The following is a 22,064-nucleotide window of genomic DNA, read 5'->3' on the forward strand; positions in this document are numbered from 1 at the left end:
GCGCGACGCCGACGGGTCCGGGCCGTGACCCGGACCCATCGGCGGGTGTCAGCCCCGGCCCTTCTTCGGGTCGAGCAGGCCCGCCCGGCGCAGGGCGTCGGCCATCGCGCCGCCGGCCGGGGCCGCGGGCGCCTGACGGGAGCCGGAGCCCGAACCGCCCCGGCCGCCGCCTTGCCGCTGCTGCGGGGGCCGGCCGCCACCGCGCCGCGGACGCTCGCCGCCCGCGGCCGGACCCTGTGGCGCGGCCTCGTCGTCCAGCCGCAGCGTCAGCGAGATCCGCTTGCGCGGGATGTCGACGTCGAGGACCTTCACCTTCACGATGTCGCCCGGCTTGACCACGTCCCGCGGGTCCTTCACGAACGTCTTCGACATCGCGGAGACGTGGACCAGGCCGTCCTGGTGCACGCCGACGTCGACGAACGCCCCGAACGCGGCGACGTTCGTCACCACGCCCTCCAGGACCATCCCGGACGACAGGTCGGAGATCTTCTCGACGCCCTCCTTGAAGGTGGCCGTCTTGAACGCCGGCCGCGGGTCGCGCCCCGGCTTCTCCAGCTCCTTGAGGATGTCCGTCACGGTCGGCAGGCCGAACGTCTCGTCCACGAAGTCCGTGGCCCGCAGGGAGCGCAGCACCCCGGTGTTGCCGACGAGGGAGGCCACCTCCTGGCCGGTGGTCTTCACCATGCGGCGCACCACCGGGTACGCCTCGGGGTGCACGCTGGAGGCGTCCAGCGGGTCGTCGCCGCCGCGGATGCGCAGGAAGCCCGCGCACTGCTCGTACGCCTTGGGGCCGAGCCGGGGCACCTTCTTCAGCTGTGCGCGCGAGCGGAACGGGCCGTTGGCGTCGCGGTGCGCCACGATGTTCTCGGCGAGGCCCGAGGTGATGCCGGAGACCCGGGCGAGCAGCGGCGCCGAGGCGGTGTTGACGTCCACGCCCACGCCGTTCACGCAGTCCTCCACCACCGCGTCCAGCGAGCGCGACAGCTTCACCTCGGACAGGTCGTGCTGGTACTGGCCGACACCGATCGACTTGGGGTCGATCTTCACCAGCTCGGCCAGCGGGTCCTGCAGGCGCCGCGCGATGGACACCGCGCCGCGCAGCGACACGTCGAGGCCGGGCAGCTCCTGGGAGGCGAACGCGGACGCCGAGTACACCGACGCGCCGGCCTCGGAGACCATCACCTTGGTGAGGTTCAGCTCCGGGTGCCTGGCGATGAGGTCACCGGCGAGCTTGTCGGTCTCGCGGGACGCGGTGCCGTTGCCGATGGCGACCAGCTCGACCGCGTGCTCCGCGGCCAGCCGGGCCAGCTTGGCGATCGCCTCGTCCCACCGGTTGGCCGGGACGTGGGGGTGGATGACGTCGGTCGCGACGACCTTGCCGGTCGCGTCGACCACGGCGACCTTCACGCCGGTGCGGAAGCCCGGGTCCAGGCCGAGCGTCGCGCGCGTGCCCGCCGGGGCGGCCAGCAGCAGGTCGCGCAGGTTCGCCGCGAAGACGTTCACGGCCTCGTCCTCGGCGGCGGTGCGCAGCCGCAGCCGCAGGTCGATGCCGAGGTGCACCAGGATGCGGGTGCGCCAGGCCCAGCGGACCGTGTCCCGCAGCCACTTGTCGCCCGGCCGGCCCCGGTCGGCGATCCCGAAGCGGTGCGCGACGATCCCCTCGTACGACGACGGCCCGTCCGTGGGCTCCTCTGGCTCCAGGACGAGGTCGAGGACCTCTTCCTTCTCGCCCCGCAGCATCGCCAGGACGCGGTGCGAGGGCAGCGCGGTGAACGGCTCGGAGAAGTCGAAGTAGTCGGCGAACTTGGCGCCCGCCTCCTCCTTGCCCTCGCGGACCTTCGCGGCGAGCCGGCCACGCCCCCACATGCGCTCGCGCAGCTCGCCGATGAGATCCGCGTCCTCGGAGAACCGCTCGGTGAGGATCGCCCGCGCGCCGTCCAGGGCCGCCTGCGCGTCGGCGACGCCCTTGTCCGCGTCGACGAACGCGGTGGCGGCCGCCGCCGGGTCCACGCCCGGGTCGCCGAGCAGCCCCTCGGCGAGCGGCTCCAGGCCCGCCTCGCGCGCGATCTGCGCCTTGGTCCGCCGCTTCGGCTTGTACGGCAGGTAGATGTCCTCCAGGCGCGCCTTGGTCTCCGCGCCACGGATCCGCGCCTCGAGCTCGTCGGTGAGCTTGCCCTGCTCGCGCACCGACTCCAGGATCGCGGACCGCCGGTCCTCCAGCTCCCGCAGGTAGCGCAGCCGCTCCTCGAGCGTGCGCAGCTGCGCGTCGTCGAGCATCTCGGTCGCTTCCTTGCGGTAGCGGGCGATGAAGGGCACCGTCGAACCGCTGTCGAGCAGCTCGACGGCGGCCTTGACCTGCCGCTCCCTGACGCCGAGCTCCTCGGCGATCCTGCCTTCGATGGACCCTGCGCTGGACCCGGGTGTCGTCACGATCCCGTACCGCCTTCTCCACTGGGGTTGCGCGGCAATTGTGGCAGGCGCCACCGACAGCCCGTGACCAGGCCACGGACCCGGCGCGGCGGACCGCGCCGGGTCCTTGCGCCGGGCGGTCCGAGGGGCCGGGCGCCAGGCCGTGCCCGGCCTAGGCGCGGCGGCCGCGGGTCGAGTCCGAGGCGCCGCCGAACAGGCGGCCCAGGGCCCGGAAGGGCAGCGTGACGACGGTGGCCACCGCGCCGCCGATCTGGCGCAGGACGTCGGCGATCGCACGGAACATGGGACTTCCTCTCTGCGTGGCTTCCCGTGGGTCGGTACTCCTTTACGCATACCGCGCGCCGGGCCGGACATGCCCCCGGTGCCGCCACGCCCCGGCGGCGACGGCAGGAAAGGTGGGGAACCCGTCATTGCGGCCATGACCGCCCCGCCCGAAGAATCGGGGCATGCCCCAGCGAACCGTGCTCCTCGTCCTCTTCGACGGCGTGCAGAGCCTCGACGTCACCGGCCCCCTGGAGGTCTTCGCGGGCGCCGAGCGGCAGACCCCGGGGACGTACCGCATCCGCACCGCCTCCCTGGACGGCGCTCCGGTGCGCACCTCCAGCGGGCTGACCCTGGTGCCCGACGGCTCGCTGACCGGGGCCCGCGACCCGCACACCCTGCTGGTGCCCGGCGGGGAGGGCACCCGCGCCCCCGACCCGCAGCTGACCGCGTGGCTGCGGGCGCACGGCCCCCGGGCCCGGCGCCTGGTCTCGGTCTGCACGGGGGCGATCCTGCTGGCCGGGGCGGGGCTGCTGGACGGCCGCCGGGTCACCACCCACTGGAGCTACTGCGCCAAGCTGGCCCGCGACCACCCGTCCGTCACGGTCGAGCCGGACCCCGTCTACGTCCGTGACGGCCACGTCTCCACCTCGGCCGGCGTCACCGCGGGCATCGACCTCGCGCTGGCCCTGGTCGAGGAGGACCTGGACCGGGACACCGCCCTGACCGTCGCCCGCCACCTGGTGGTGTTCCTGCGCAGGCCGGGCAACCAGGCCCAGTTCAGCGCCCAGCTCGCCGCGCAGACCGCCCGCCGCGACCCCCTGAGGGAGGTGCAGCGCTGGATCACCGAGCACCCCGCCGACGACCTGTCCGTGGAGGCGCTCGCCGCCCGCGCCCGCCTCTCCCCGCGCCACTTCGCCCGCGCCTTCCGCGACGAGACCGGCACGACCCCCGGCCGCTACGTCGACCGGGTCCGCCTGGAGCACGCGCGCCGGCTCCTGGAGGACACCGCCGACGGCGTCGAGGAGATCTCCCGCGCCAGCGGCTACGGCACCCCCGAGGCCATGCGCCGCGCCTTCGTCAAGGCGCTCGGCACGCCCCCGGCGGAGTACCGCCGCCGCTTCCGCCCCGCCTCCGTCCACTGACCCGACCCGTACGCCACCCCTTGGAAGGGACACCCATGCAGATCGCGATCGTGCTCTACGACGGCTTCACCGCCCTCGACGCCGTCGGCCCCTACGAGACCCTGGGCCGCCTCCCGGACGCCGAGACCGTCTTCGTCGCCGAGGAGACCGGCCCCGTCCGCACCGACACCGGGGCGCTGGCGCTGACCGCCGACCGGACGCTCGCCGAGGTGCCGCGTCCCGGCATCGTGGTCGTGCCGGGCGGCCCCGGGCAGTCCGAGCTGATGACGCACGCCCCGCTGCTGGACTGGCTGCGCACCGCCGACGCCACCAGCACCTGGACGACCTCGGTGTGCACCGGTTCGCTGCTGCTGGCCGCCGCCGGACTGCTTCAGGGCCGCCGGGCCACCTCCCACTGGCTCGCCCTGGACGCGCTGCGCGCCCACGGCGCCGAACCCACCGGCGAACGGGTCGTCACCGACGGCAAGTACGTCACCGCGGCCGGCGTCTCCGCCGGCATCGACATGGGCCTGACCCTGCTCGGCCGGATCGCCGGCGACGAGCACGCCCGGGCGGTCCAACTGCTCACCGAGTACGACCCGCAGCCGCCCTACGACGCGGGCTCCCCGCACAAGGCGCCCGCCCACCTGGTGGAACGGATGCGCGCGCGCAGCCGCTTCACGCTGACCCGGGACCCGGCACCGTCCAGGTGAAGCGCGGCCCGCGCCGCTGGAGGAACGCGGTGACGCCCTCCGCGGGGTCACCGCTGCCGCGGGCCTGGTCGGCCCAGTGGGCGTCGCGGTCGGTGCGGCCGTCGGCGAACTCCTTCGCCGCGGCCTGCGTCAACTGCGAGCGCGAGACCAGGACACGGGTGAACTCGGCGACCCGCTTGCCGAGTTCACCCTCGGGCAGCACCTCGTCGACCAGGCCGGTGCGCAACGCGCGCGGCGTGTCGATCAACTCGCCCGAGAACAGCAGGTACTTCGCGGTCGCCGGACCCACCAGCGTCACCAGGCGCCGGGTGGCCGCGGCCGGGTACACCAGCCCGAGCTTCGCGGGCGTCACCCCGAACAGCGCGCCCTCCTCGGCGAACCGCAGGTCGCAGGCCGCCGCCAACTGCGCCCCACCGCCCACGCAGTGGCCCCGGACCGCCGCGAGGGTCGGCTTGGGGAACGCGGCCAGCGCCTCCTCGGCCCGCTGCGCCAGGCGCTGCGCCTCGTCCGGCGATCCCTGGAGCGAGGAGATGTCCGCCCCCGCGCAGAACGTGCCGCCCTCCCCGGTCAGCACCAGCGCCCGTACGCCGGGATCGGCGGCGAGGACGTCCAGCAGCGGCGGCAGCGCACGCCACATCCCGGCGGTCATGGCATTGCGCTTGGCGGGGTGGTGGATGACGACGGTGGCGACCGAGTCGGCGACACCGTGCAGCAACTGGGGCTCCATGGGCCGGATGCTAGCCGCCGAGGGGCGGTGACGATCACGGCGGGCGATGTGAGCGTTACGACACCGCGGGGCAGGGGACCCGCAGGGGCAGGACGACGCCAGGAGGTGCGCCATGACCGCGGCAACCCCGCACGGGGAAACGACGAACCAGCTCAAGCGGGGCTTCGGCTGGCTCGCCGTGCTCGGCGCAGTCCTGGTGATCGCGGGCCTCGTCGGGCTCGTCTACGCCGGTGTGGCCACGCTCACGTCGATGCTGCTGTTCGGCTGGCTGCTGCTCATCGGCGGCCTCGTCGGCCTGCTGCACGCGATCCAGGCGCGCGGCACCAACTTCTTCTGGCTCGGCGTCATCGTGGCCGCGCTGAACATCGCCGCGGGCGTGGTCGTCGTGCGCCGCCCGGACGCGACGGCCGCCGCGCTCAGCATGTTCGCCGCCCTACTGTTCCTGTCCGCCGGGGTGTTCCGGCTGGTGGGCAGCCTGGTCGTGCGCGGCACCCACTTCGGCTGGACGCTGGTGCTGGGCGCCTTCGACCTGCTGCTCGGCGTGCTGGTGCTGGCGAACTGGCCGAGCAGCAGCCAGTACGTCATCGGCACCTTCTTCTCCCTCGCCCTGCTGTTCGACGGCCTGGGCCTGGTCGCCACCGGCTACGGCGGGCGGCGCATCGTCGGCATGGTCTCCGAGCGGCTCGCCGGGGACACCCACCCCACGGACGGGCCGGGCGACGCCCACGTCAAACCCGTACCACCGCAATAGATCGCGAACACCGCCCGCCGGGAACAGAAGCAGTCACCGGAACGACCGGGTCGGACAGGGCAGATCGGAAACGCTCGATACCCGCTGACTTGTGTTCAGTCGGGTGGGGGCCGGGGGCTCGTTCCCAACACTTCAGACGTGGTGACAACCGAGCGCGAGGGCGGCGACCTGACGATGGACAACCAGGGGCGAGGGCCCGGCCCACGCCCGGAGGACGGCACGGGCGGACCCCTCGGTCCGGCGGGCGACCCGGTGCCCCGGCCGCTGCCGTACGAGGGCGTCTGGCGGTTCACCGCCCCCGCCGTGGACGCCTCGGTGCCCCAGGCGCGGCACGCCGTACGGGACCTGCTGCACCGTCAGGGGGTGCCCGCCCCGGACGACCTGGTGCAGGCGCTGCTGCTGATCGTCTCCGAACTGGTGACCAACGCCGTGCGCCACGCGGCCCTGCTCTCGCCCACGCTGGCCGTGGAGGTGGCCGTCGGGGCGGAGTGGGTGCGGGTGTCGGTGGAGGACAACCACCCCTACCGCCCGACCGCGCTGGAGAACCCGCACAGCGCCACCGGCGGCCGGGGCCTGCTGCTGGTCCGCGAGACCACCCGGGAGGCCGGCGGGGTGTGCGACGTCGAGCACACCGCGAGCGGCGGCAAGGTCATCTGGGCGGCCCTGCCGCTCAAGCCCACCGGGGCGCCCTGACCGGGCTCACCAGCCCGCGGAGTGCCCCGTCAGCTCCCGGATCGCGGGCCGGGCCGCGTCCAGCACGGTCATGAACCAGGCGGAGAAGGGGTCCTCGGCGTGCCGCGCCTCGAGCTCGGCCGAGGTCACGTACGCCGTGTCGCCGACCTCCTCCGGGTCGGGCCGCAGCGGGGACTGCACCAGGCCGACGTACAGGTGGTTGTACTCCTGCTCCACCAGGCCCGAGGCCGGGTCCGGGTGGTTGTAGCGCACCGTGCCCGCCTCGGCCAGCAGCGTCGGGGAGACGCCCAGCTCCTCGAAGGTGCGCCGGGCGGCCGCCGCGAACGGCGCCTCACCGGGGTAGGGGTGGCCGCAGCAGGTGTTGGACCACACACCGGGGGAGTGGTACTTGCCGAGCGCCCGCTGCTGGAGCAGCAACCGGCCGCGCTCGTCGAAGAGGAACACCGAGAAGGCGCGGTGCAACTGTCCCGGCGGCTGGTGGGCGGTGAGTTTCTCCGCGGTGCCGATCGTCACGCCGTCCTCGTCGACCAGTTCCAGCAGAATCGCGTCAGCGGTGCCGTTCGACGAGCTGTGCGTCGCGGTGGCAGGTGTGATCGGCATACCCATCCTTAGCTTCGGTCCTCGCGCACCCCAGTCTGCCGCACGCCTGCGCCAGTCCCGGCGTGTCACGGCGCCGGAAGCGGGGCCCGATGGGTGATCTTGCCCGGCCGGACCGGCGGGGAACCGCCCCGGGAAGGTGGTGCGGGGGGCACGCGTGCGAGGGTGCGGGGCCCACGGCCGCCATGCCGGGGTCGGCCCGCGCACGTGAGGCCGGTCGCCGCCTCAGTGGCAGAGCCGCGCCTCGTGCTCGGCGTGTCCCACCGGCTCCAGCTGGAAGGTGCAGTGCTCCACGTCGAAGTGGTCGCCCAGACAGCCCTGCAGCTCGTGCAGCAGCTTCTCGTGGCCGATCGCGCTCAGCACGTCCGAGCGCACCACCACGTGCGCCGACAGCACCGGCATCCCGGAGGTGATGGTCCAGGCGTGCAGGTCGTGCACGTCCTGCACGCCGTCCAGGGCCAGGATGTGCGAGCGCACCTCCGCCATGTCGACCCCGCGGGGCGCCGCCTCCAGCAGGACGTCCAGGGTCTCCCGCAGCAGCTTCACCGTGCGCGGCACGATCATCAGACCGATCACCAGCGAGGCGATAGGGTCGGCCGCGGCCCAGCCCGTGGTGAGGATCACCACCGCGGACAGGATCACCGCCACCGAGCCCAGCGCGTCCGCGGCCACCTCCAGGAACGCGCCGCGCACGTTCAGGCTCTCCGCCTGGCCGCGCATCAGCAGCGTCAGCGAGACCGAGTTCGCGACCAGGCCGATCGCACCGAACACGATCATCAGCCCGCCCTCGGTCCCGGCCGGCGTGAGGAAGCGCTGGACGGCCTCGTACAGCACGTACCCGCCGACCCCGAGCAGCAGCAGGCAGTTGGCGAGCGCGGCCAGGATCTCCGCGCGGGCGTAGCCGAAGGTGCGGTGCGTGGTGGGCGGCAGGCCCGCGAAGTGGATGGCGAGCAGCGCCATGCCGAGGCCCAGCGCGTCGGTCGCCATGTGGGCGGCGTCCGCGATCAGCGCCAGGGAGTCCGCGAGCACCCCGCCGACGATCTCGACGACCATCACGGTCAGCGTGATGCCGAGCGCGGCCCGCAGTCTGCCGCGGTGGGCGGCGGCCGCCGTCCCGCCGGCCGGCGCGTGCGTGTGTCCGTGGTCGTGCCCAGCCCCCATGGGAAAGCCGCCTCCAAAGGTCGCCGGACGGCGGCGGGTGCGTGCCGTCCGGGATCACAGTGAACTACGGGTGGGGGGTATCGGGCAACGCGGTACTGAACACCGTTGTCATTGCTGTGACCTGCGGAAACGAACGGCGCGCCCGCGGGCGGGCCGCGCCGCAGGTCAGCGCGTCTGCGTCGGTGCGGCGGGCTCGCCGCCGTGGTGCAGCCGCCACCCCCGCCAGGCCGACTCGACCATCTCGCGCACCCCGCGCCGGGCCGTCCAGCCCAGTTCCCGGGCGGCCAGCGCGGCCGACGCCACGGCCCGCGGGGCGTCACCCGGCCGGCGCCCCTCGACCACCGCGGGCCGCCGGTCCCCGGTGACCTCGCCGATCAGCGTGACCAGCTCCCGGACCGAGACGCCCTCGCCCCGTCCGATGTTCACCGTCAGGTCCCCGGAGGCGTCCGGCGCGGACAGCCGGCGCGCCGCCGCCAGGTGCGCCTCGGCCAGGTCGGCCACGTGGATGTAGTCGCGCACGCACGTCCCGTCCGGCGTCGGGTAGTCGTCGCCGAAGATCCGCGGGGCCTCGTCGCGGGTGAGCCGGTCGAAGACCATCGGGACGATGTTGAACACGCCCGTGTCGGCCAGCTCGGGCGCGGCCGCGCCCGCCACGTTGAAGTAGCGCAGGCAGGTCGTCGCGATGCCGTGCGCCTGCCCCGCCGCCCGCACCAGCCACTCCCCGGCCAGCTTGGTCTCGCCGTACGGGTTCACCGGGGCGCAGGGGGTGTCCTCGGTGATCAGGTCCACGTCCGGGTTGCCGTACACCGCGGCGGACGAGGAGAACAGGAACCGTCCGATCCCCGCAGCGGCGACCGCGTCGAGCAGCGTCGCGAGCCCGCCGACGTTCTCCCGGTAGTAGCGGGTCGGCTGCGCCACCGACTCGGCGACCTGCTTGCGCGCGGCCAGGTGCACCACGCCGGTCACCGCGTGCTCGGCGAAGGTCCGCTCCAGCAGCGCCCCGTCCGACAGCGTGCCCGGGACCAGCGGGACGTCCGCCGGGAGCCGCCCGGGCACCCCGGTCGACAGGTCGTCCAGGACGACGACCCGTTCCCCCGCGCCGGCCATCGCCCGCGCCACGTGCGCCCCTATGTATCCGGCCCCGCCGGTGATCAGCCACGTCATGGTCGTCCACCCTAAGCGCGCGCACCCGGCCGGTGCGCAATGTCCCCGATGTCGGGTCCGGGGCCGCACGGTTTGTGGCGGGGACCACCGATCACCGATGATGATCGCGGCGGAGGCCGGTGCAGACGGCCTTGATCGGGACTGAACGGCCGGTGAACGACGGTTTCCCGGCATCCGATAGCCTCTGCCGACATGCCGCCCGCCGGGAGTCGCCCAGGGGCGCCCCCACCACGCAGACGACCGGCGTGCCACGCGCCGCACAGGGAGTGAGTTCGGTTGCCGACCGCCATCCTCACCGGTCAGCCGGTGCCCGGATCGTCGATCGAGTCGGACCTGCGGGACCTCGGCTTCGACGTCCGCACCGCCTCCGACCCCGCCGACGCCGAGGCACTGCTCGCCGCGGTGCCGGGCGGGGAGCGGGTCGCCCTCGTCGACGCCCGCTTCGTCGGCCACCCACACGCCCTGCGCCTCGGGCTCACCGACCCGCGCTTCCCGCTCGCCGCGGTCCCCGGCGCCGTCACCGCCCGGGCCGAGGGCCGCCAGGCGCTGACCCGCGCGCTGGCCCGCGAGACCTCCGCCGGCGGCGGCACGGCGCACGGGGGTGCCTCCGCGCGGACGACGCTGAGCGTGGGGGAGCCGGCCGCCGGGGTGGACAGCCTCGCCGACCGGATCGTGACCGCGCTGGACGCCGACGGCGCCCCGGTGCACCGCCCCGAGCTCGGCAGCCTGGTCGCCGCGGTCCCCGCCGACCCCCAGGCCCGCAACGAGGCACGGCAGGCCGTCGCCGCCGTCGACGACGAGGCCGTACGCCTGAAGTCGGCCGTGAAGGCCCGCGACGGCTTCTTCACCACCTTCTTCATCAGCCCCTACTCCCGCTACCTCGCCCGCTGGTGCGCCCGGCGCGGCCTGACCCCCAACCAGGTCACCACCGCCTCCCTGCTCACCGCGCTGATCGCGGCGAGCTGCGCGGCCACCGGCACCCGGGCGGGCTACGTCGCGGCGGGCGTGCTGCTGATCGTGTCCTTCGTGCTGGACTGCACCGACGGCCAGCTGGCCCGCTACTCGCTGCAGTACTCCACGCTCGGCGCCTGGCTCGACGCCACCTTCGACCGGGCCAAGGAGTACGCCTACTACGCGGGGCTCGCGCTGGGCGCGGCCCGCGGCGGCGACGACGTGTGGGCCCTCGCGCTCGGCGCGATGGTCCTGCAGACCTGCCGGCACGTCGTCGACTTCTCCTTCAACGAGGCCAACCACGACGCCACGGCGAACACCAGCCCGACCGCCGCCCTCTCCGACAAGCTCGACAGCGTCGGCTGGACGGTCTGGGTGCGCCGGATGATAGTGCTGCCCATCGGTGAACGATGGGCCATGATCGCCGTCCTGACCGCGGCCACCACCCCGCGGATCACCTTCTACGCCCTGCTGGTCGGCTGCGCCCTCGCGGCCACGTACACGACGGCCGGCCGGGTGCTGCGGTCGCTGACCCGCAAGGCGCAGCGCACCGATCGCGCGGCGCGCGCACTGGGCGACCTGGCGGACAACGGTCCCCTCGCCGAGTTGCTGGCGCGGGTCCTGCCCGCTGGGCGCTTCCCGGCGGTGCTGTGGGCCGTGGCCGGAGCCGTCCTGCTGCCGCTCGCCGCCTGGATCGACGGACCGGGCTGGTCGGTCGTCCTGTGCGCCGTCGTCTACGTGCTGCTCTCCTCCGAGGCCCTCCAGAGGCCCCTCAAGGGCGCCCTCGACTGGCTCGTCCCGCCCCTGTTCCGCGCCGCCGAGTACGGCACCGTGCTGATCCTCGCGGCGAAGTCGGACGTTAACGGAGCGCTACCGGCGGCTTTCGGACTGGTGGCCGCCGTCGCCTACCATCACTACGACACGGTGTACCGCATCCGCGGTGACGCCGGAGCGCCGCCGGCCTGGCTGGTGCGCGCCGTCGGGGGGCAGGAGGGGCGGACGCTGCTCGTCACCGTCCTCGCCGCACTGCTCACCGCGGCGCAGTTCAAGGTCGCGCTCACGGTCCTGGCCGTGGCCGTCGCCCTCGTGGTGCTCGTCGAGAGCATCCGCTTCTGGGTCGCCGCCCACCAGGGTGGCGCCCCGGCCGTACACGATGAAGGAGAACCCGCATGATCGGCCTCGTGCTGGCGGCCGGCGCCGGACGGCGTCTGCGCCCCTACACCGACAGCCTGCCCAAGGCGCTGGTGCCGGTGGGGCCCGCGGGCATAGAGGGCGAGCCCACGGTGCTCGACCTGACCCTCGCCAACTTCGCCGAGGTCGGCCTGACGGAGGCCGCGATCATCGTCGGCTACCGCAAGGAGGCCGTGTACGCGCGCAAGGCGGCGCTGGAGGAGAAGTACGGGCTGCGGCTGACCCTGATCGACAACGACAAGGCCGAGGAGTGGAACAACGCCTACTCCCTGTGGTGCGGCCGTGACGCCCTCAAGGACGGCGTGATCCTCGCCAACGGCGACACCGTGCACCCGGTCTCGGTGGAGAAGACCCTGCTCGCCGCCCGTGGCGAGGGCCGGCGCATCATCCTCGCCCTGGACACCGTGAAGTCCCTCGCCGACGAGGAGATGAAGGTCGTCGTCGACCCGGCCCGGGGCATGACGAAGATCACCAAGCTGATGGACCCCGCCGAGGCCACCGGTGAGTACATCGGCGTCACCCTCATCGAGGGCGACGCCGCCCCGGAGCTGGCCGACGCGCTCAAGACCGTCTGGGAGACCGACCCCCAGCAGTTCTACGAACACGGCTACCAGGAGCTCGTCCACCGCGGCTTCCGCATCGACGTCGCGCCGATCGGCGACGTGCCGTGGGTGGAGATCGACAACCACGACGACCTCGCCCGTGGACGGGAGATCGCGTGCCAGTACTGACCCGGCTGATCCCCTCCCCGCTCGTCGTCGACATCCGCCCCGGCGCCCTCGACGACCTGGGCTGCGTGCTCGCCGACGAGCGCATCTCGCACTCCGGCCGCCTCGCCGTCGCCGTCAGCGGCGGCTCCGGCGCCCGGCTGCGCGAGCGGATCGCCCCCACGCTGCCCGGCGCCACCTGGTACGAGGTCGGCGGCGGCACCCTCGACGACGCGGTGCGCCTGGCCGGCGAGATGAAGGCCGGCCACTACGACGCGGTGGTGGGCCTCGGCGGCGGCAAGATCATCGACTGCGCCAAGTTCGCCGCCGCGCGCCTCGGCCTGCCCCTGGTCGCCGTGCCGACGAACCTCGCGCACGACGGCCTGTGCTCGCCGGTCGCCACCCTGGACAACGACGCGGGCCGCGGCTCCTACGGCGTGCCCAACCCGATCGGGGTCGTCATCGACCTCGACGTCATCCGGGAGGCCCCGGTCCGCTTCGTGCGGGCCGGCATCGGCGACGCCGTCTCCAACGTCTCGGCGGTCGCCGACTGGGAGCTCGCCCACCGCGTCAAGGGCGAGAAGATCGACGGCCTGGCCGCCGCGATCGCCCGGCAGGCGGGCGAGGCGGTGCTGCGCCACCCGGGCGGGGTCGGCAACACCGACTTCCTCCAGGTGCTGGCCGAGGCGCTGGTGCTCAGCGGCATCGCGATGTCGGTGTCGGGCGACTCCCGCCCCTGTTCCGGCGCCTGCCACGAGATCAACCACGCGTTCGACCTGCTGTACCCGCGCCGGGCGGCGGCCCACGGCGAACAGTGCGGCCTGGCCGCCGCGTTCGCCATGTACCTGCGCGGAGCCCACGAGGAGTCGGCCCACATGGCCGGGGTGCTGCGCCGGCACGGACTGCCCGTGCTGCCGGACGAGATCGGTTTCACCACCGAGGAGTTCGTCCGGGTCGTGGCCTACGCCCCCGAGACCCGACCGGGCCGCTACACGATCCTCGAACACCTCGACCTGAAAACCGAACAGATCAAGGACGTCTACGCCGACTATGTCAAGGCCATCGGTAGCTGAACTCCGTCCGGTCGTCCACCCCGCCGGGGTGAAGGACCGGCGCAGCGGCGAGCACTGGATGGGACGCCTCTACATGCGTGAGGTGTCCCTGCGGGTCGACCGCTACCTGGTGAACACCAGGGTCACACCCAACCAGCTCACGTACCTGATGACCGTGTGCGGCGTGCTCGCGGCCCCGGCCCTGCTGGTGCCGGGGATCGCGGGCGCGGTGCTCGGCGTGCTGATGGTCCAGCTGTACCTGCTGCTGGACTGCGTCGACGGCGAGATCGCCCGCTGGAAGAAGCAGTACTCGCTCGGCGGGGTCTACCTCGACCGGGTCGGCGCCTACCTGACCGACGCGGCCGTGCTGGTCGGCCTCGGGCTGCGCGCCGCCGACCCGTGGGGCGGCGGGCGCATCGACTGGCTGTGGGCCTTCCTCGGCACCCTGGCCGCGCTCGGCGCCATCCTGATCAAGGCGGAGACCGACCTGGTCGGCGTCGCCCGGCACCAGACCGGCAAGCCGCCGGTGCAGGAGGCCGCCGCCGAGATGCGCTCCTCCGGCATGGCGCTGGCCCGCCGGGCCGCCGCCGCGCTGAAGTTCCACCGGCTGGTCCTCGGCATCGAGGCGTCGCTGCTCATCCTGGTCCTCGCGATCGCCGACGCGGCCCGCGGCGACCTGTTCTTCACCCGGCTCGGCACCGCCGTGCTCGCCGGGATCGCGCTGGTGCAGACCGTGCTGCACCTGGTGTCCATCCTGGCGTCGAGCAGACTGCGGTGAGTGCGTTGGCTTCCTCCTCCCTGAAGGTCGGCGCGGTCGTCATCACCATGGGCAACCGCCCCGACGAGCTGCGCGCGCTGCTGGACTCGGTCGCCAAGCAGGACGGTGACCCGGTCCAGGTGGTCGTGGTCGGCAACGGCTCACCGGTCCCCGACGTCCCCGAGGGCGTGCGGACCGTCGAGCTGCCCGAGAACCTCGGCATCCCCGGCGGCCGCAACGTCGGCATCGAGGCGTTCGGGCCGAGCGGCCGGGACGTGGACGTCCTGCTGTTCCTCGACGACGACGGGCTGCTCGCGCACCACGACACCGCCGAGCTGTGCCGGCGGGCCTTCGGTGAGGACCCCCGGCTCGGCATCATCAGCTTCCGCATCGCCGACCCGGACACCGGGGTCACCCAGCGCCGGCACGTGCCGCGGCTGCGCGCCTCGGACCCGATGCGCTCCTCCCGGGTCACCACCTTCCTCGGCGGTGCCAACGCGGTGCGCACCCAGGTGTTCGCCGAAGTGGGCGCCCTGCCGGACGCGTTCTTCTACGCGCACGAGGAAACCGATCTGGCATGGCGGGCCCTCGACGCGGGCTGGATGATCGACTACCGGTCCGACATGGTGCTGTACCACCCCACGACCGCGCCCTCGCGGCACGCGGTCTACCACCGCATGGTCGCCCGCAACCGCGTCTGGCTCGCCCGCCGCAACCTGCCCGCCGTGCTGGTCCCCGTCTACCTCGGGGTATGGATGCTGCTCACGCTGCTGCGCCGCCCCTCCCGGCCGGCGCTGAAGGCCTGGTTCGGCGGGTTCCGCGAGGGCTGGGCCACGTCCTGCGGCCCGCGCCGGCCCATGAAGTGGCGTACCGTCTGGCGGCTGACCCGGCTGGGCCGGCCCCCGGTCATCTGACAGGCTGCGTCGGACGGCCCTTCCCGGAGCCCCACGGCGTCCTCCCGGCGTCCCCCGCAAGACGAAGGTTCCAGCTGTGAGTGAGACCCCGCACGACGGCCGTGCGACCCGGGAGCCCGCGTCGTCCGACGCGGGCCTCACCCCGGCACGGCTCGCCGCGAAGTACGGCCTGTCCGTCAGCGGCGCCCGGCCCTCGGTCCCCGCCTACGTGCGCCGGCTGTGGGACCGGCGCCACTTCATCCTGGCCTTCTCCTCGGCGAAGGTGGCCGCCCAGTACAGCCAGGCGCGGCTGGGCCAGCTGTGGCAGGTGGCGACGCCGCTGCTGAACGCGGCCGTCTACTTCATGATCTTCGGGCTGATCCTGGGGGCCGGCCGGGGGATGCCCAAGGACGTCTACATCCCCTTCCTGGTCACCGGGGTCTTCGTGTTCACCTTCACGCAGAGCTCGGTGATGTCCGGGGTGCGCGCGATCTCCGGCAACCTGGGCCTGGTGCGCGCCCTGCACTTCCCGCGCGCCGCGCTGCCCCTGTCCTTCTGCCTCCAGCAGCTCCAGCAGTTGCTGTACTCGATGATCGTGCTGTTCCTTGTGGTCGTCGGCTTCGGCAGCTACCCGGACCTGTCGTGGGCGCTGATCGTGCCGGTGCTGGCCCTGCAGTTCTGCTTCAACTCCGGGCTGGCGATGGTCCTCGCGCGGGCCGGGGCGCACACCCCGGACCTGGCGCAGCTGATGCCGTTCGTGATGCGCACCTGGATGTACGCCTCGGGCGTGATGTTCTCCATCCCGGTGTTCCTCGCCGACAAGCCGCAGTGGATCGCGAACGTCCTGCAGTGGAACCCGGCCGCCCTGTACATGGACCTCATGCGCTTCGCGCTCATCGAGGGGTACGGCGCCGAGAACCTGCCCGACCACGTCTGGGCCGTCGCGGGCGGCTGGGCGGTGCTCGTCGCGCTCGGCGGCTTCCTGTTCTTCTGGCAGGCCGAGGAGAAGTACGGCCGTGGCTGACGAGACCGGGACCCCTCCCGCGCCGGTCGCCGCCGCCGGCCCTGCGGACGCCCCGCCCGCCGGGGACGCCGCGGACGGCAGGCGCACCCCGTGGGCACCGGTCTGCGTCCCCGACGACGCCGGCGACGGGCGGGTGCCGACGGTCGTCGTCGACGACGTGCACATCGTCTATCGGGTGCACGGCGCCAAGTCCGGCCGGGGCGGCGCCACCGCCGCGCTCAGCCGGATGCTGCGCCGGGGCGCGGGCGACCCCGAGCGGGGCGTGCGCACGGTGCACGCGGTGCGCGGGGTGTCCTTCACCGCCCACCGGGGCGAGGCCATCGGCCTGATCGGCTCCAACGGCTCCGGCAAGTCGACCCTGCTGCGGGCCATCGCCGGTCTGCTGCCGCCCGAGCGCGGCCGGGTCTACACCGACGGCCAGCCCTCCCTGCTCGGGGTGAACGCCGCCCTGATGGGCGACCTGACCGGTGAGCGCAACGTCGTCCTCGGCGGTCTGGCCATGGGCATGTCCCGGGAGCAGATCAAGGAGCGCTACCAGGAGATCGTCGACTTCTCCGGCATCAACGACAAGGGCGACTTCATCTCGCTGCCGATGCGCACCTACTCCTCCGGGATGCAGGCCCGGCTGCGGTTCTCCATCGCCGCCGCCAAGGACCACGACGTGCTGATGATCGACGAGGCGCTGGCCACCGGCGACGCCAGGTTCCGCGCCCGCTCCGAGGCCCGGGTCCGGGAACTGCGCGAGCACGCCGGGACGGTGTTCCTGGTCAGCCACAGCAACCAGTCCATCCGTGACACCTGCAACCGGGTGCTGTGGCTGGAACGCGGCGAGCTGCGCCTGGACGGCCCCACCGAAGAGGTGCTGCGCGCCTACGAGAAGTTCTCGGGCAAGTAGCCGGAGCCGGCCCCGACACGCCCGGGGCCCCGCCGGAACTGCCCGGCGCGCCTCCGCGTCTGCAAAGGAAACGTCAACTCCTGTGCCCCGTAGGAATCTTGACGCCAATCGGTGTGTTGTTGTGATCTGCGGGACACCCCCGCGATCGCTGATGCGTTGTACAACGTAAGCTGTACCGGTCCCGAAAGGCGGCAAGTGGGGCGATAATGCGCGACACCCTCGGAGCGGGCTGCGCGGCGGGCGGCCGGGCGGCGTGTCCGAAATAGTGTGTATTGGGTCGGCGGTGTAGAACGGGAGATGTGACGGCAATGGCTACGGAGACTCCCCTGCTCGACCCAGCACGCGCCGTCCCTGCCCCGGGCAGCGCACAGTGACGGGACCCACCACGCGCACCGGCGACCCCGAGCGGGACACCCTCGACAAGGCCGCGCACGAGAACTTCCCCGTGGCCCCCTTCTTCCTGCCCCGCGACTGGCGCAACGACCTCATGGCCGTCTACGGCTTCGCCCGCCTCGTCGACGACATCGGCGACGGCGACCTCGCCCCCGGTGGCACCGACGCCCGCCTGCTGGGCGTGCCCGCCGACCGGGCCGGGGACCGGCTGGTCCTGCTGGACGCGTTCGAGGCCGACCTGCGGCGCGTCTTCGACGGCACCCCCCGCCACCCCCTGCTGCGCCGCCTCCAGCCGACCGTCCGGCGCCGCTCCCTCACCCCCGAGCCGTTCCTCGGCCTGATCGCCGCGAACCGCCAGGACCAGGTGGTCTCCCGCTACGAGACCTACGACGACCTGCTGGCCTACTGCGAGCTGTCCGCCAACCCCGTCGGCCGGCTCGTGCTCGCCGTCACCGGCACCTCGTCCCCCGAGCGGGTGCGCCGCTCCGACGCCATCTGCACCGCCCTGCAGATCGTCGAACACCTCCAGGACGTGGCCGAGGACTTCGGCCGCGACCGCATCTACCTGCCCGCCGAGGACATGAAGCGTTTCCACGTCCAGGAGGCGGATCTCGCCACGGCCGGCGCGAGCGCGTCGCTGCGCGCCCTGGTCGCGTACGAGGCGCAACGCGCCCTCGATCTCCTGAATGAAGGCGCCCCCCTGGTGGGTAGCGTCACCGGCAGGCTCAGACTGCTGCTCGCGGGGTTCGTGGCGGGGGGAAGGGCGGCGGTCCACGCGATCGCCGCCGCCCAGTACGACGTCCTTCCCGGCCCGCCGAGGCCCGGCAAGCTCCGGCTGCTGCGCGAGGTGGGCGTGACCCTGCGAGGAAAGGGGTGATCCGGACCGTGGAGTCTCCGCCACCCGCGTCCGCACCGGTACTCGCCGCCTACAGCTACTGCGAAGCCGTCACCGGGCAGCAGGCCCGCAACTTCGCGTACGGCATCAGGCTGCTGCCCACACCCAAGCGCCGGGCGATGTCCGCGCTGTACGCGTTCTCCCGGCGCGTCGACGACATCGGCGACGGCGCGCTCGCCGCCGACGTCAAGGTCGCCCGGCTCGAGGACACCCGGACCCTGCTCGACCGGGTCCGCGCGGGCAAGGTCGAGGAGGACGACACCGACCCCGTCGTGGTCGCCCTCAGCCACGCCGCGAGCGCCTTCCCGATCCCGCTCGGCGGCCTGGACGAGCTGATCGACGGCGTCCTGATGGACGTGCGCGGCGAGACCTACGAGACCTGGGACGACCTGAAGGTCTACTGCCGCTGCGTGGCCGGCGCCATCGGCCGGCTCTCCCTCGGCGTGTTCGGCACCGAGGCCGGCGCGCGCGGCACCGAGCGCGCCGCGGAGTACGCCGACACCCTCGGCCTCGCCCTGCAGCTCACCAACATCCTGCGCGACGTCCGCGAGGACGCCGAGGGGGGCCGCACCTACCTGCCGTCGGACGACCTGGCGAAGTTCGGCTGCTCCGCCGGGTTCGACGGGCCCACCCCGCCCGAGGGCTCCGACTTCACGGGCCTCGTCCACTTCGAGGTGCGCCGCGCCCGCGCCCTGTTCGCCGAGGGCTACCGGCTGCTGCCGCTGCTCGACCGGCGCAGCGGGGCCTGCGTGGCCGCCATGGCCGGCATCTACCGCCGTCTGCTGGACCGCATCGAGCGCGACCCCGAGGCCGTCCTGCGCGGCCGGGTCTCGCTGCCCGGCCGGGAGAAGGCCTACGTCGCCGTGCGCGGCCTGTCCGGCCTGGACACCCGGCACGTCTCCCGCCGCTCGCCCGTCCGGCAGACAGCCCGGAGGCGGACCTGATGGGCGCGCCGGGCGACGCAGCGGGCCCGGGCGGTCCCACCGGCGCGGCACGGCAGGCAACCCCGCGCTGCGGCGCGGCGTCCCTGAGGACATCGGCCGGTCGTGCAGGGTGTCGGCAGCACGACCGGCAGGCAGGGGAGGACGCACGATGAGCGACGGCACGCAGTCGCCCGGGGCACCGATCGCCGACGCCTCGGCGCGCGCGGGCCGCGGCGGCCCGGCCGACGGGACCACCGGCCGCGACGCCGTCGTGGTCGGCGGCGGGCTCGCCGGGATCACCGCGGCGCTGGCGCTCGCCGACGCCGGGGTGCGCGTCACCCTGCTCGAAGGCCGGCCCCGGCTCGGCGGCCTGGCCTTCTCGTTCCGGCGCGGCGACCTCACCGTCGACAACGGCCAGCACGTCTACCTGCGCTGCTGCACCGCCTACCGGTGGTTCCTCGACCGGATCGAGGGCAGCGCGCTGGCCCCGCTCCAGGACCGCCTGGACGTGCCCGTGGTCGACGTGGCCAAGCCCGAGGGCCGACGGCTCGGCAGGCTGCGGCGCGACGCCCTGCCCGTGCCCCTGCACCTGGGGCGCGGTCTCGCCACGTACCCGCACCTCTCGCTCGCCGACCGCGCCCGGGTCGGCCGGGCCGCGCTCGCGCTCAAGGCCCTCGACCTCACCGACCCGGCGCTGGACACGCAGGACTTCGGCACCTGGCTGACCGCCCACGGCCAGTCCGCGCGCGCCGTGGAGGCCCTGTGGGACCTGGTCGGGGTCGCCACCCTCAACGCGGTCGCGGGCGACGCCTCGCTCGCGCTCGCCGCGATGGTGTTCAAGACCGGTCTGCTGTCCGACCCGGGAGCGGCCGACATCGGCTGGGCCCGTGTGCCGCTGGGCGAACTGCACGACCGGCTGGCCCGCAAGGCGCTCGACTCCGCGGGCGTGCGCACCGAGGTCCGTACACGCGTCACCTCCCTCTCCCGGAACGAGAACGGGAGCTGGAGCGTCGAGGTTCCCGGCGAGACGCTGCACGCCGACGCCGTCGTCCTCGCCGTACCCCAGCGCGAGACGCACGACCTGCTGCCGGCCGGGGCCCTGGACGCCCCCGAGCGGCTGCTCGCCCTCGGCACCGCGCCCATCCTCAACGTGCACGTCGTCTACGACCGCAAGGTGCTCGCCGCCCCCTTCCTCGCGGCCCTCGGCACCCCCCTGCAGTGGGTGTTCGACCGCACCGACGCCTCCGGGCTGCGCGAGGGCCAGTACCTCGCGGTGTCCCAGTCGGCCGCGCAGGACGAGATCGACGCCCCCGTGGCCGTGCTGCGCGAGCGCTACCTGCCCGAGCTGGAGCGGCTGCTGCCCGCGGCCCGCGGCGCCGGGGTGCAGGACTTCTTCGTCACCCGGGAGCGCACCGCGACGTTCGCCCCCGCCCCCGGCGCCGGACGGTTCAGGCCCGGCGCCCGCACCGAGGCACCCGGCCTGTACCTGGCCGGGGCGTGGACCGCCACCGGGTGGCCCGCGACCATGGAGAGTGCGGTCCGCAGCGGCGTGAGCGCGGCCGACGCCGCCCTCGGCGCCCTGGGCAGGTCCCGCGACCGCCTCCCGGAGTTCTTCGGGGAGGCCGCATGACAGCCGATCTGCGTGGGCCCGGCCCCCGTACCTCCGGCACCGCAACAAGAGGAGAAACAGTGCCCCCTGTGCCCCCGGCCACGACTGCCGCCGCGGTGGACGTGTCCGCGCTGCTGGAGCGCGGCCGGACCCTGGCCACCCCGGTGCTGCGGGCGGCCGTCGACCGCCTGGCGCCGCCCATGGACACGGTCGCCGCCTACCACTTCGGCTGGATCGACGCCCAGGGCAGGCCCGCGCACGGCGACGGGGGCAAGGCGGTGCGCCCCGCCCTGGCCGTGCTGTCCGCCGAGGTCACCGGGGCCCGGCCGGAGACGGGCGTGCCCGGCGCGGTCGCCGTCGAGCTGGTGCACAACTTCTCGCTCCTGCACGACGACCTGATGGACGGCGACGAACAGCGCCGCCACCGCGACACCGTGTGGAAGGTGCACGGCCCCGCCCAGGCCATCCTGGTCGGCGACGCCCTGTTCGCCCTCGCCAACGAGGTCCTGCTCGAACTCGGCACCGTCGAGGCCGGCCGCGCCACCCGCCGGCTGACCAGCGCCACCCGCGCCCTGATCGACGGCCAGGCCCAGGACATCTCCTACGAGCACCGCGACCGCGTCAGCGTCGAGGAGTGCCTGGAGATGGAGGGCAACAAGACGGGCGCCCTGCTGGCCTGCGCCAGCTCCATCGGCGCGGTGCTCGGCGGCGCCGACGACGCGACCGCCGACGCCCTGGAGAAGTACGGCTACCACCTGGGCCTGGCCTTCCAGGCCGTCGACGACCTCCTCGGCATCTGGGGCGACCCGGGGGCCACGGGCAAGCAGACCTGGAGCGACCTGCGCCAGCGCAAGAAGTCCCTGCCGGTGGTGGCCGCCCTCGCGGCGGGCGGCGACGCCTCGGAGCGGCTCGGCGACATCCTCGCCGCCGACGCCAAGAGCAGCGACTTCGACACCTTCTCCGAGGAGGAGTTCGCCGCCCGGGCGCGGCTCATCGAGGAGGCGGGCGGCCGCGAGTGGACCGCCCAGGAAGCACGCCGCCAGCACACCATCGCCATCGAAGCCCTCGACGCCGTCGACATGCCCGGCGAGGTCCGGGCGCGGTTCACGGCGCTCGCCGACTTCGTCGTCGTACGAAAGAGATGATCACTATC

Annotated in this window: 21 protein-coding genes; 15 read left to right on the top strand and 6 right to left on the bottom strand. The window is 73.8% G+C overall.

Annotation, left to right across the window (positions count from 1 at the left end; all coding sequences use genetic code 11):
- Positions 1-48 precede the first annotated feature (48 nt).
- Complete coding sequence (locus E4U91_RS30605; RefSeq protein ID WP_137309807.1) at positions 49-2,430, bottom strand: Tex family protein; 2,382 nt, start codon at positions 2,428-2,430, stop codon at positions 49-51.
- Between the two features lie 151 nt (positions 2,431-2,581).
- Positions 2,582-2,713: an LPFR motif small protein gene (locus E4U91_RS39660; RefSeq protein ID WP_277755348.1), complete on the bottom strand. Its 132-nt coding sequence runs from the start codon at positions 2,711-2,713 to the stop codon at positions 2,582-2,584.
- A gap of 163 nt (positions 2,714-2,876) precedes the next feature.
- Between E4U91_RS39660 and E4U91_RS30610 the strand changes: the two genes are divergently transcribed.
- Positions 2,877-3,836: a GlxA family transcriptional regulator gene (locus E4U91_RS30610; protein ID WP_137309808.1), complete on the top strand. Its 960-nt coding sequence runs from the start codon at positions 2,877-2,879 to the stop codon at positions 3,834-3,836.
- 35 nt (positions 3,837-3,871) lie between these two features.
- Complete coding sequence (locus tag E4U91_RS30615; protein WP_137309809.1) at positions 3,872-4,528, top strand: DJ-1/PfpI family protein; 657 nt, start codon at positions 3,872-3,874, stop codon at positions 4,526-4,528.
- On the opposite strand, the gene E4U91_RS30620 is transcribed toward E4U91_RS30615, so the two are convergent.
- The gene (locus E4U91_RS30620; protein WP_137309810.1) at positions 4,494-5,255 is read right to left on the bottom strand and encodes an enoyl-CoA hydratase/isomerase family protein; all 762 of its coding nucleotides are present in this window, start codon (positions 5,253-5,255) and stop codon (positions 4,494-4,496) included. The two genes, E4U91_RS30615 and E4U91_RS30620, sit on opposite strands and share 35 nt — an antisense overlap.
- 112 nt (positions 5,256-5,367) lie before the next feature.
- Between E4U91_RS30620 and E4U91_RS30625 the strand changes: the two genes are divergently transcribed.
- Both E4U91_RS30625 and E4U91_RS30630 read left to right on the top strand, forming a co-directional pair.
- On the top strand, positions 5,368-6,006 hold the full coding sequence (locus E4U91_RS30625; RefSeq protein ID WP_137309811.1) for an HdeD family acid-resistance protein: 639 nt from the start codon (positions 5,368-5,370) through the stop codon (positions 6,004-6,006).
- A gap of 174 nt (positions 6,007-6,180) precedes the next feature.
- Positions 6,181-6,699 carry an ATP-binding protein gene (locus tag E4U91_RS30630; protein WP_137311081.1) on the top strand — a complete coding sequence of 173 codons (519 nt, stop codon included), beginning with the start codon at positions 6,181-6,183 and terminating at the stop codon, positions 6,697-6,699.
- 6 nt (positions 6,700-6,705) lie between these two features.
- Here E4U91_RS30630 and idi read toward each other — a convergent pair whose 3' ends face one another.
- The 3 genes from idi to galE form a co-directional block, all read right to left on the bottom strand.
- Positions 6,706-7,299, bottom strand: a complete 594-nt coding sequence (idi, locus tag E4U91_RS30635; RefSeq protein ID WP_137309812.1) for an isopentenyl-diphosphate Delta-isomerase — start codon at positions 7,297-7,299, stop codon at positions 6,706-6,708.
- Positions 7,300-7,521: 222 nt separating this feature from the next.
- Positions 7,522-8,457: a cation diffusion facilitator family transporter gene (locus E4U91_RS30640; RefSeq protein ID WP_137309813.1), complete on the bottom strand. Its 936-nt coding sequence runs from the start codon at positions 8,455-8,457 to the stop codon at positions 7,522-7,524.
- A gap of 165 nt (positions 8,458-8,622) precedes the next feature.
- Positions 8,623-9,621 carry a UDP-glucose 4-epimerase GalE gene (gene galE / locus E4U91_RS30645; protein ID WP_137311082.1) on the bottom strand — a complete coding sequence of 333 codons (999 nt, stop codon included), beginning with the start codon at positions 9,619-9,621 and terminating at the stop codon, positions 8,623-8,625.
- A 276-nt stretch (positions 9,622-9,897) separates the two neighbouring features.
- Here galE and E4U91_RS30650 point away from each other — a divergent pair, with 276 nt between their 5' ends.
- The 11 genes from E4U91_RS30650 (at position 9,898) to E4U91_RS30700 (ending at position 22,056) form a co-directional block, all read left to right on the top strand.
- Positions 9,898-11,745, top strand: coding sequence for a DUF5941 domain-containing protein (locus E4U91_RS30650; RefSeq protein ID WP_137309814.1), 1,848 nt, complete (start codon positions 9,898-9,900; stop codon positions 11,743-11,745).
- Positions 11,742-12,494 carry a phosphocholine cytidylyltransferase family protein gene (locus tag E4U91_RS30655; RefSeq protein WP_067233480.1) on the top strand — a complete coding sequence of 251 codons (753 nt, stop codon included), beginning with the start codon at positions 11,742-11,744 and terminating at the stop codon, positions 12,492-12,494. The genes E4U91_RS30650 and E4U91_RS30655 overlap by 4 nt, the downstream gene beginning before the upstream one ends.
- Positions 12,482-13,543, top strand: a complete 1,062-nt coding sequence (locus E4U91_RS30660; protein ID WP_137309815.1) for an iron-containing alcohol dehydrogenase family protein — start codon at positions 12,482-12,484, stop codon at positions 13,541-13,543. The genes E4U91_RS30655 and E4U91_RS30660 overlap by 13 nt, the downstream gene beginning before the upstream one ends.
- Positions 13,521-14,300 (top strand): CDP-alcohol phosphatidyltransferase family protein, encoded by a 780-nt coding sequence (locus E4U91_RS30665; protein WP_137309816.1) that lies wholly within the window; start codon positions 13,521-13,523, stop codon positions 14,298-14,300. The genes E4U91_RS30660 and E4U91_RS30665 overlap by 23 nt, the downstream gene beginning before the upstream one ends.
- A 47-nt stretch (positions 14,301-14,347) precedes the next feature.
- The gene (locus E4U91_RS30670) at positions 14,348-15,193 is read left to right on the top strand and encodes a glycosyltransferase family 2 protein (protein ID WP_137311083.1); all 846 of its coding nucleotides are present in this window, start codon (positions 14,348-14,350) and stop codon (positions 15,191-15,193) included.
- Between the two features lie 76 nt (positions 15,194-15,269).
- Entirely contained in the window at positions 15,270-16,196 is a 927-nt protein-coding gene (locus E4U91_RS30675) for an ABC transporter permease (protein ID WP_137309817.1), read from the top strand.
- Positions 16,197-16,329: 133 nt separating this feature from the next.
- Positions 16,330-17,091: an ABC transporter ATP-binding protein gene (locus tag E4U91_RS30680; protein ID WP_137311084.1), complete on the top strand. Its 762-nt coding sequence runs from the start codon at positions 16,330-16,332 to the stop codon at positions 17,089-17,091.
- Between the two features lie 370 nt (positions 17,092-17,461).
- Positions 17,462-18,361, top strand: coding sequence for a squalene synthase HpnC (gene hpnC, locus E4U91_RS30685; RefSeq protein ID WP_137309818.1), 900 nt, complete (start codon positions 17,462-17,464; stop codon positions 18,359-18,361).
- Positions 18,358-19,323 (top strand): presqualene diphosphate synthase HpnD, encoded by a 966-nt coding sequence (hpnD, locus tag E4U91_RS30690; RefSeq protein ID WP_137309819.1) that lies wholly within the window; start codon positions 18,358-18,360, stop codon positions 19,321-19,323. The genes hpnC and hpnD overlap by 4 nt, the downstream gene beginning before the upstream one ends.
- 148 nt (positions 19,324-19,471) lie before the next feature.
- A complete protein-coding gene (gene hpnE / locus E4U91_RS30695) occupies positions 19,472-20,932 on the top strand; it encodes a hydroxysqualene dehydroxylase HpnE (RefSeq protein ID WP_137309820.1) in 1,461 nt (486 codons plus the stop codon).
- Positions 20,929-22,056, top strand: a complete 1,128-nt coding sequence (locus tag E4U91_RS30700) for a polyprenyl synthetase family protein (RefSeq protein ID WP_137309821.1) — start codon at positions 20,929-20,931, stop codon at positions 22,054-22,056. Before hpnE ends, E4U91_RS30700 begins: the two co-directional genes overlap by 4 nt.
- Positions 22,057-22,064 lie beyond the last annotated feature (8 nt).

It is taken from the genome of Streptomyces lasalocidi, assembly GCF_005280215.1.
In the GTDB taxonomy this organism is placed as follows: domain Bacteria; phylum Actinomycetota; class Actinomycetes; order Streptomycetales; family Streptomycetaceae; genus Streptomyces; species Streptomyces longwoodensis.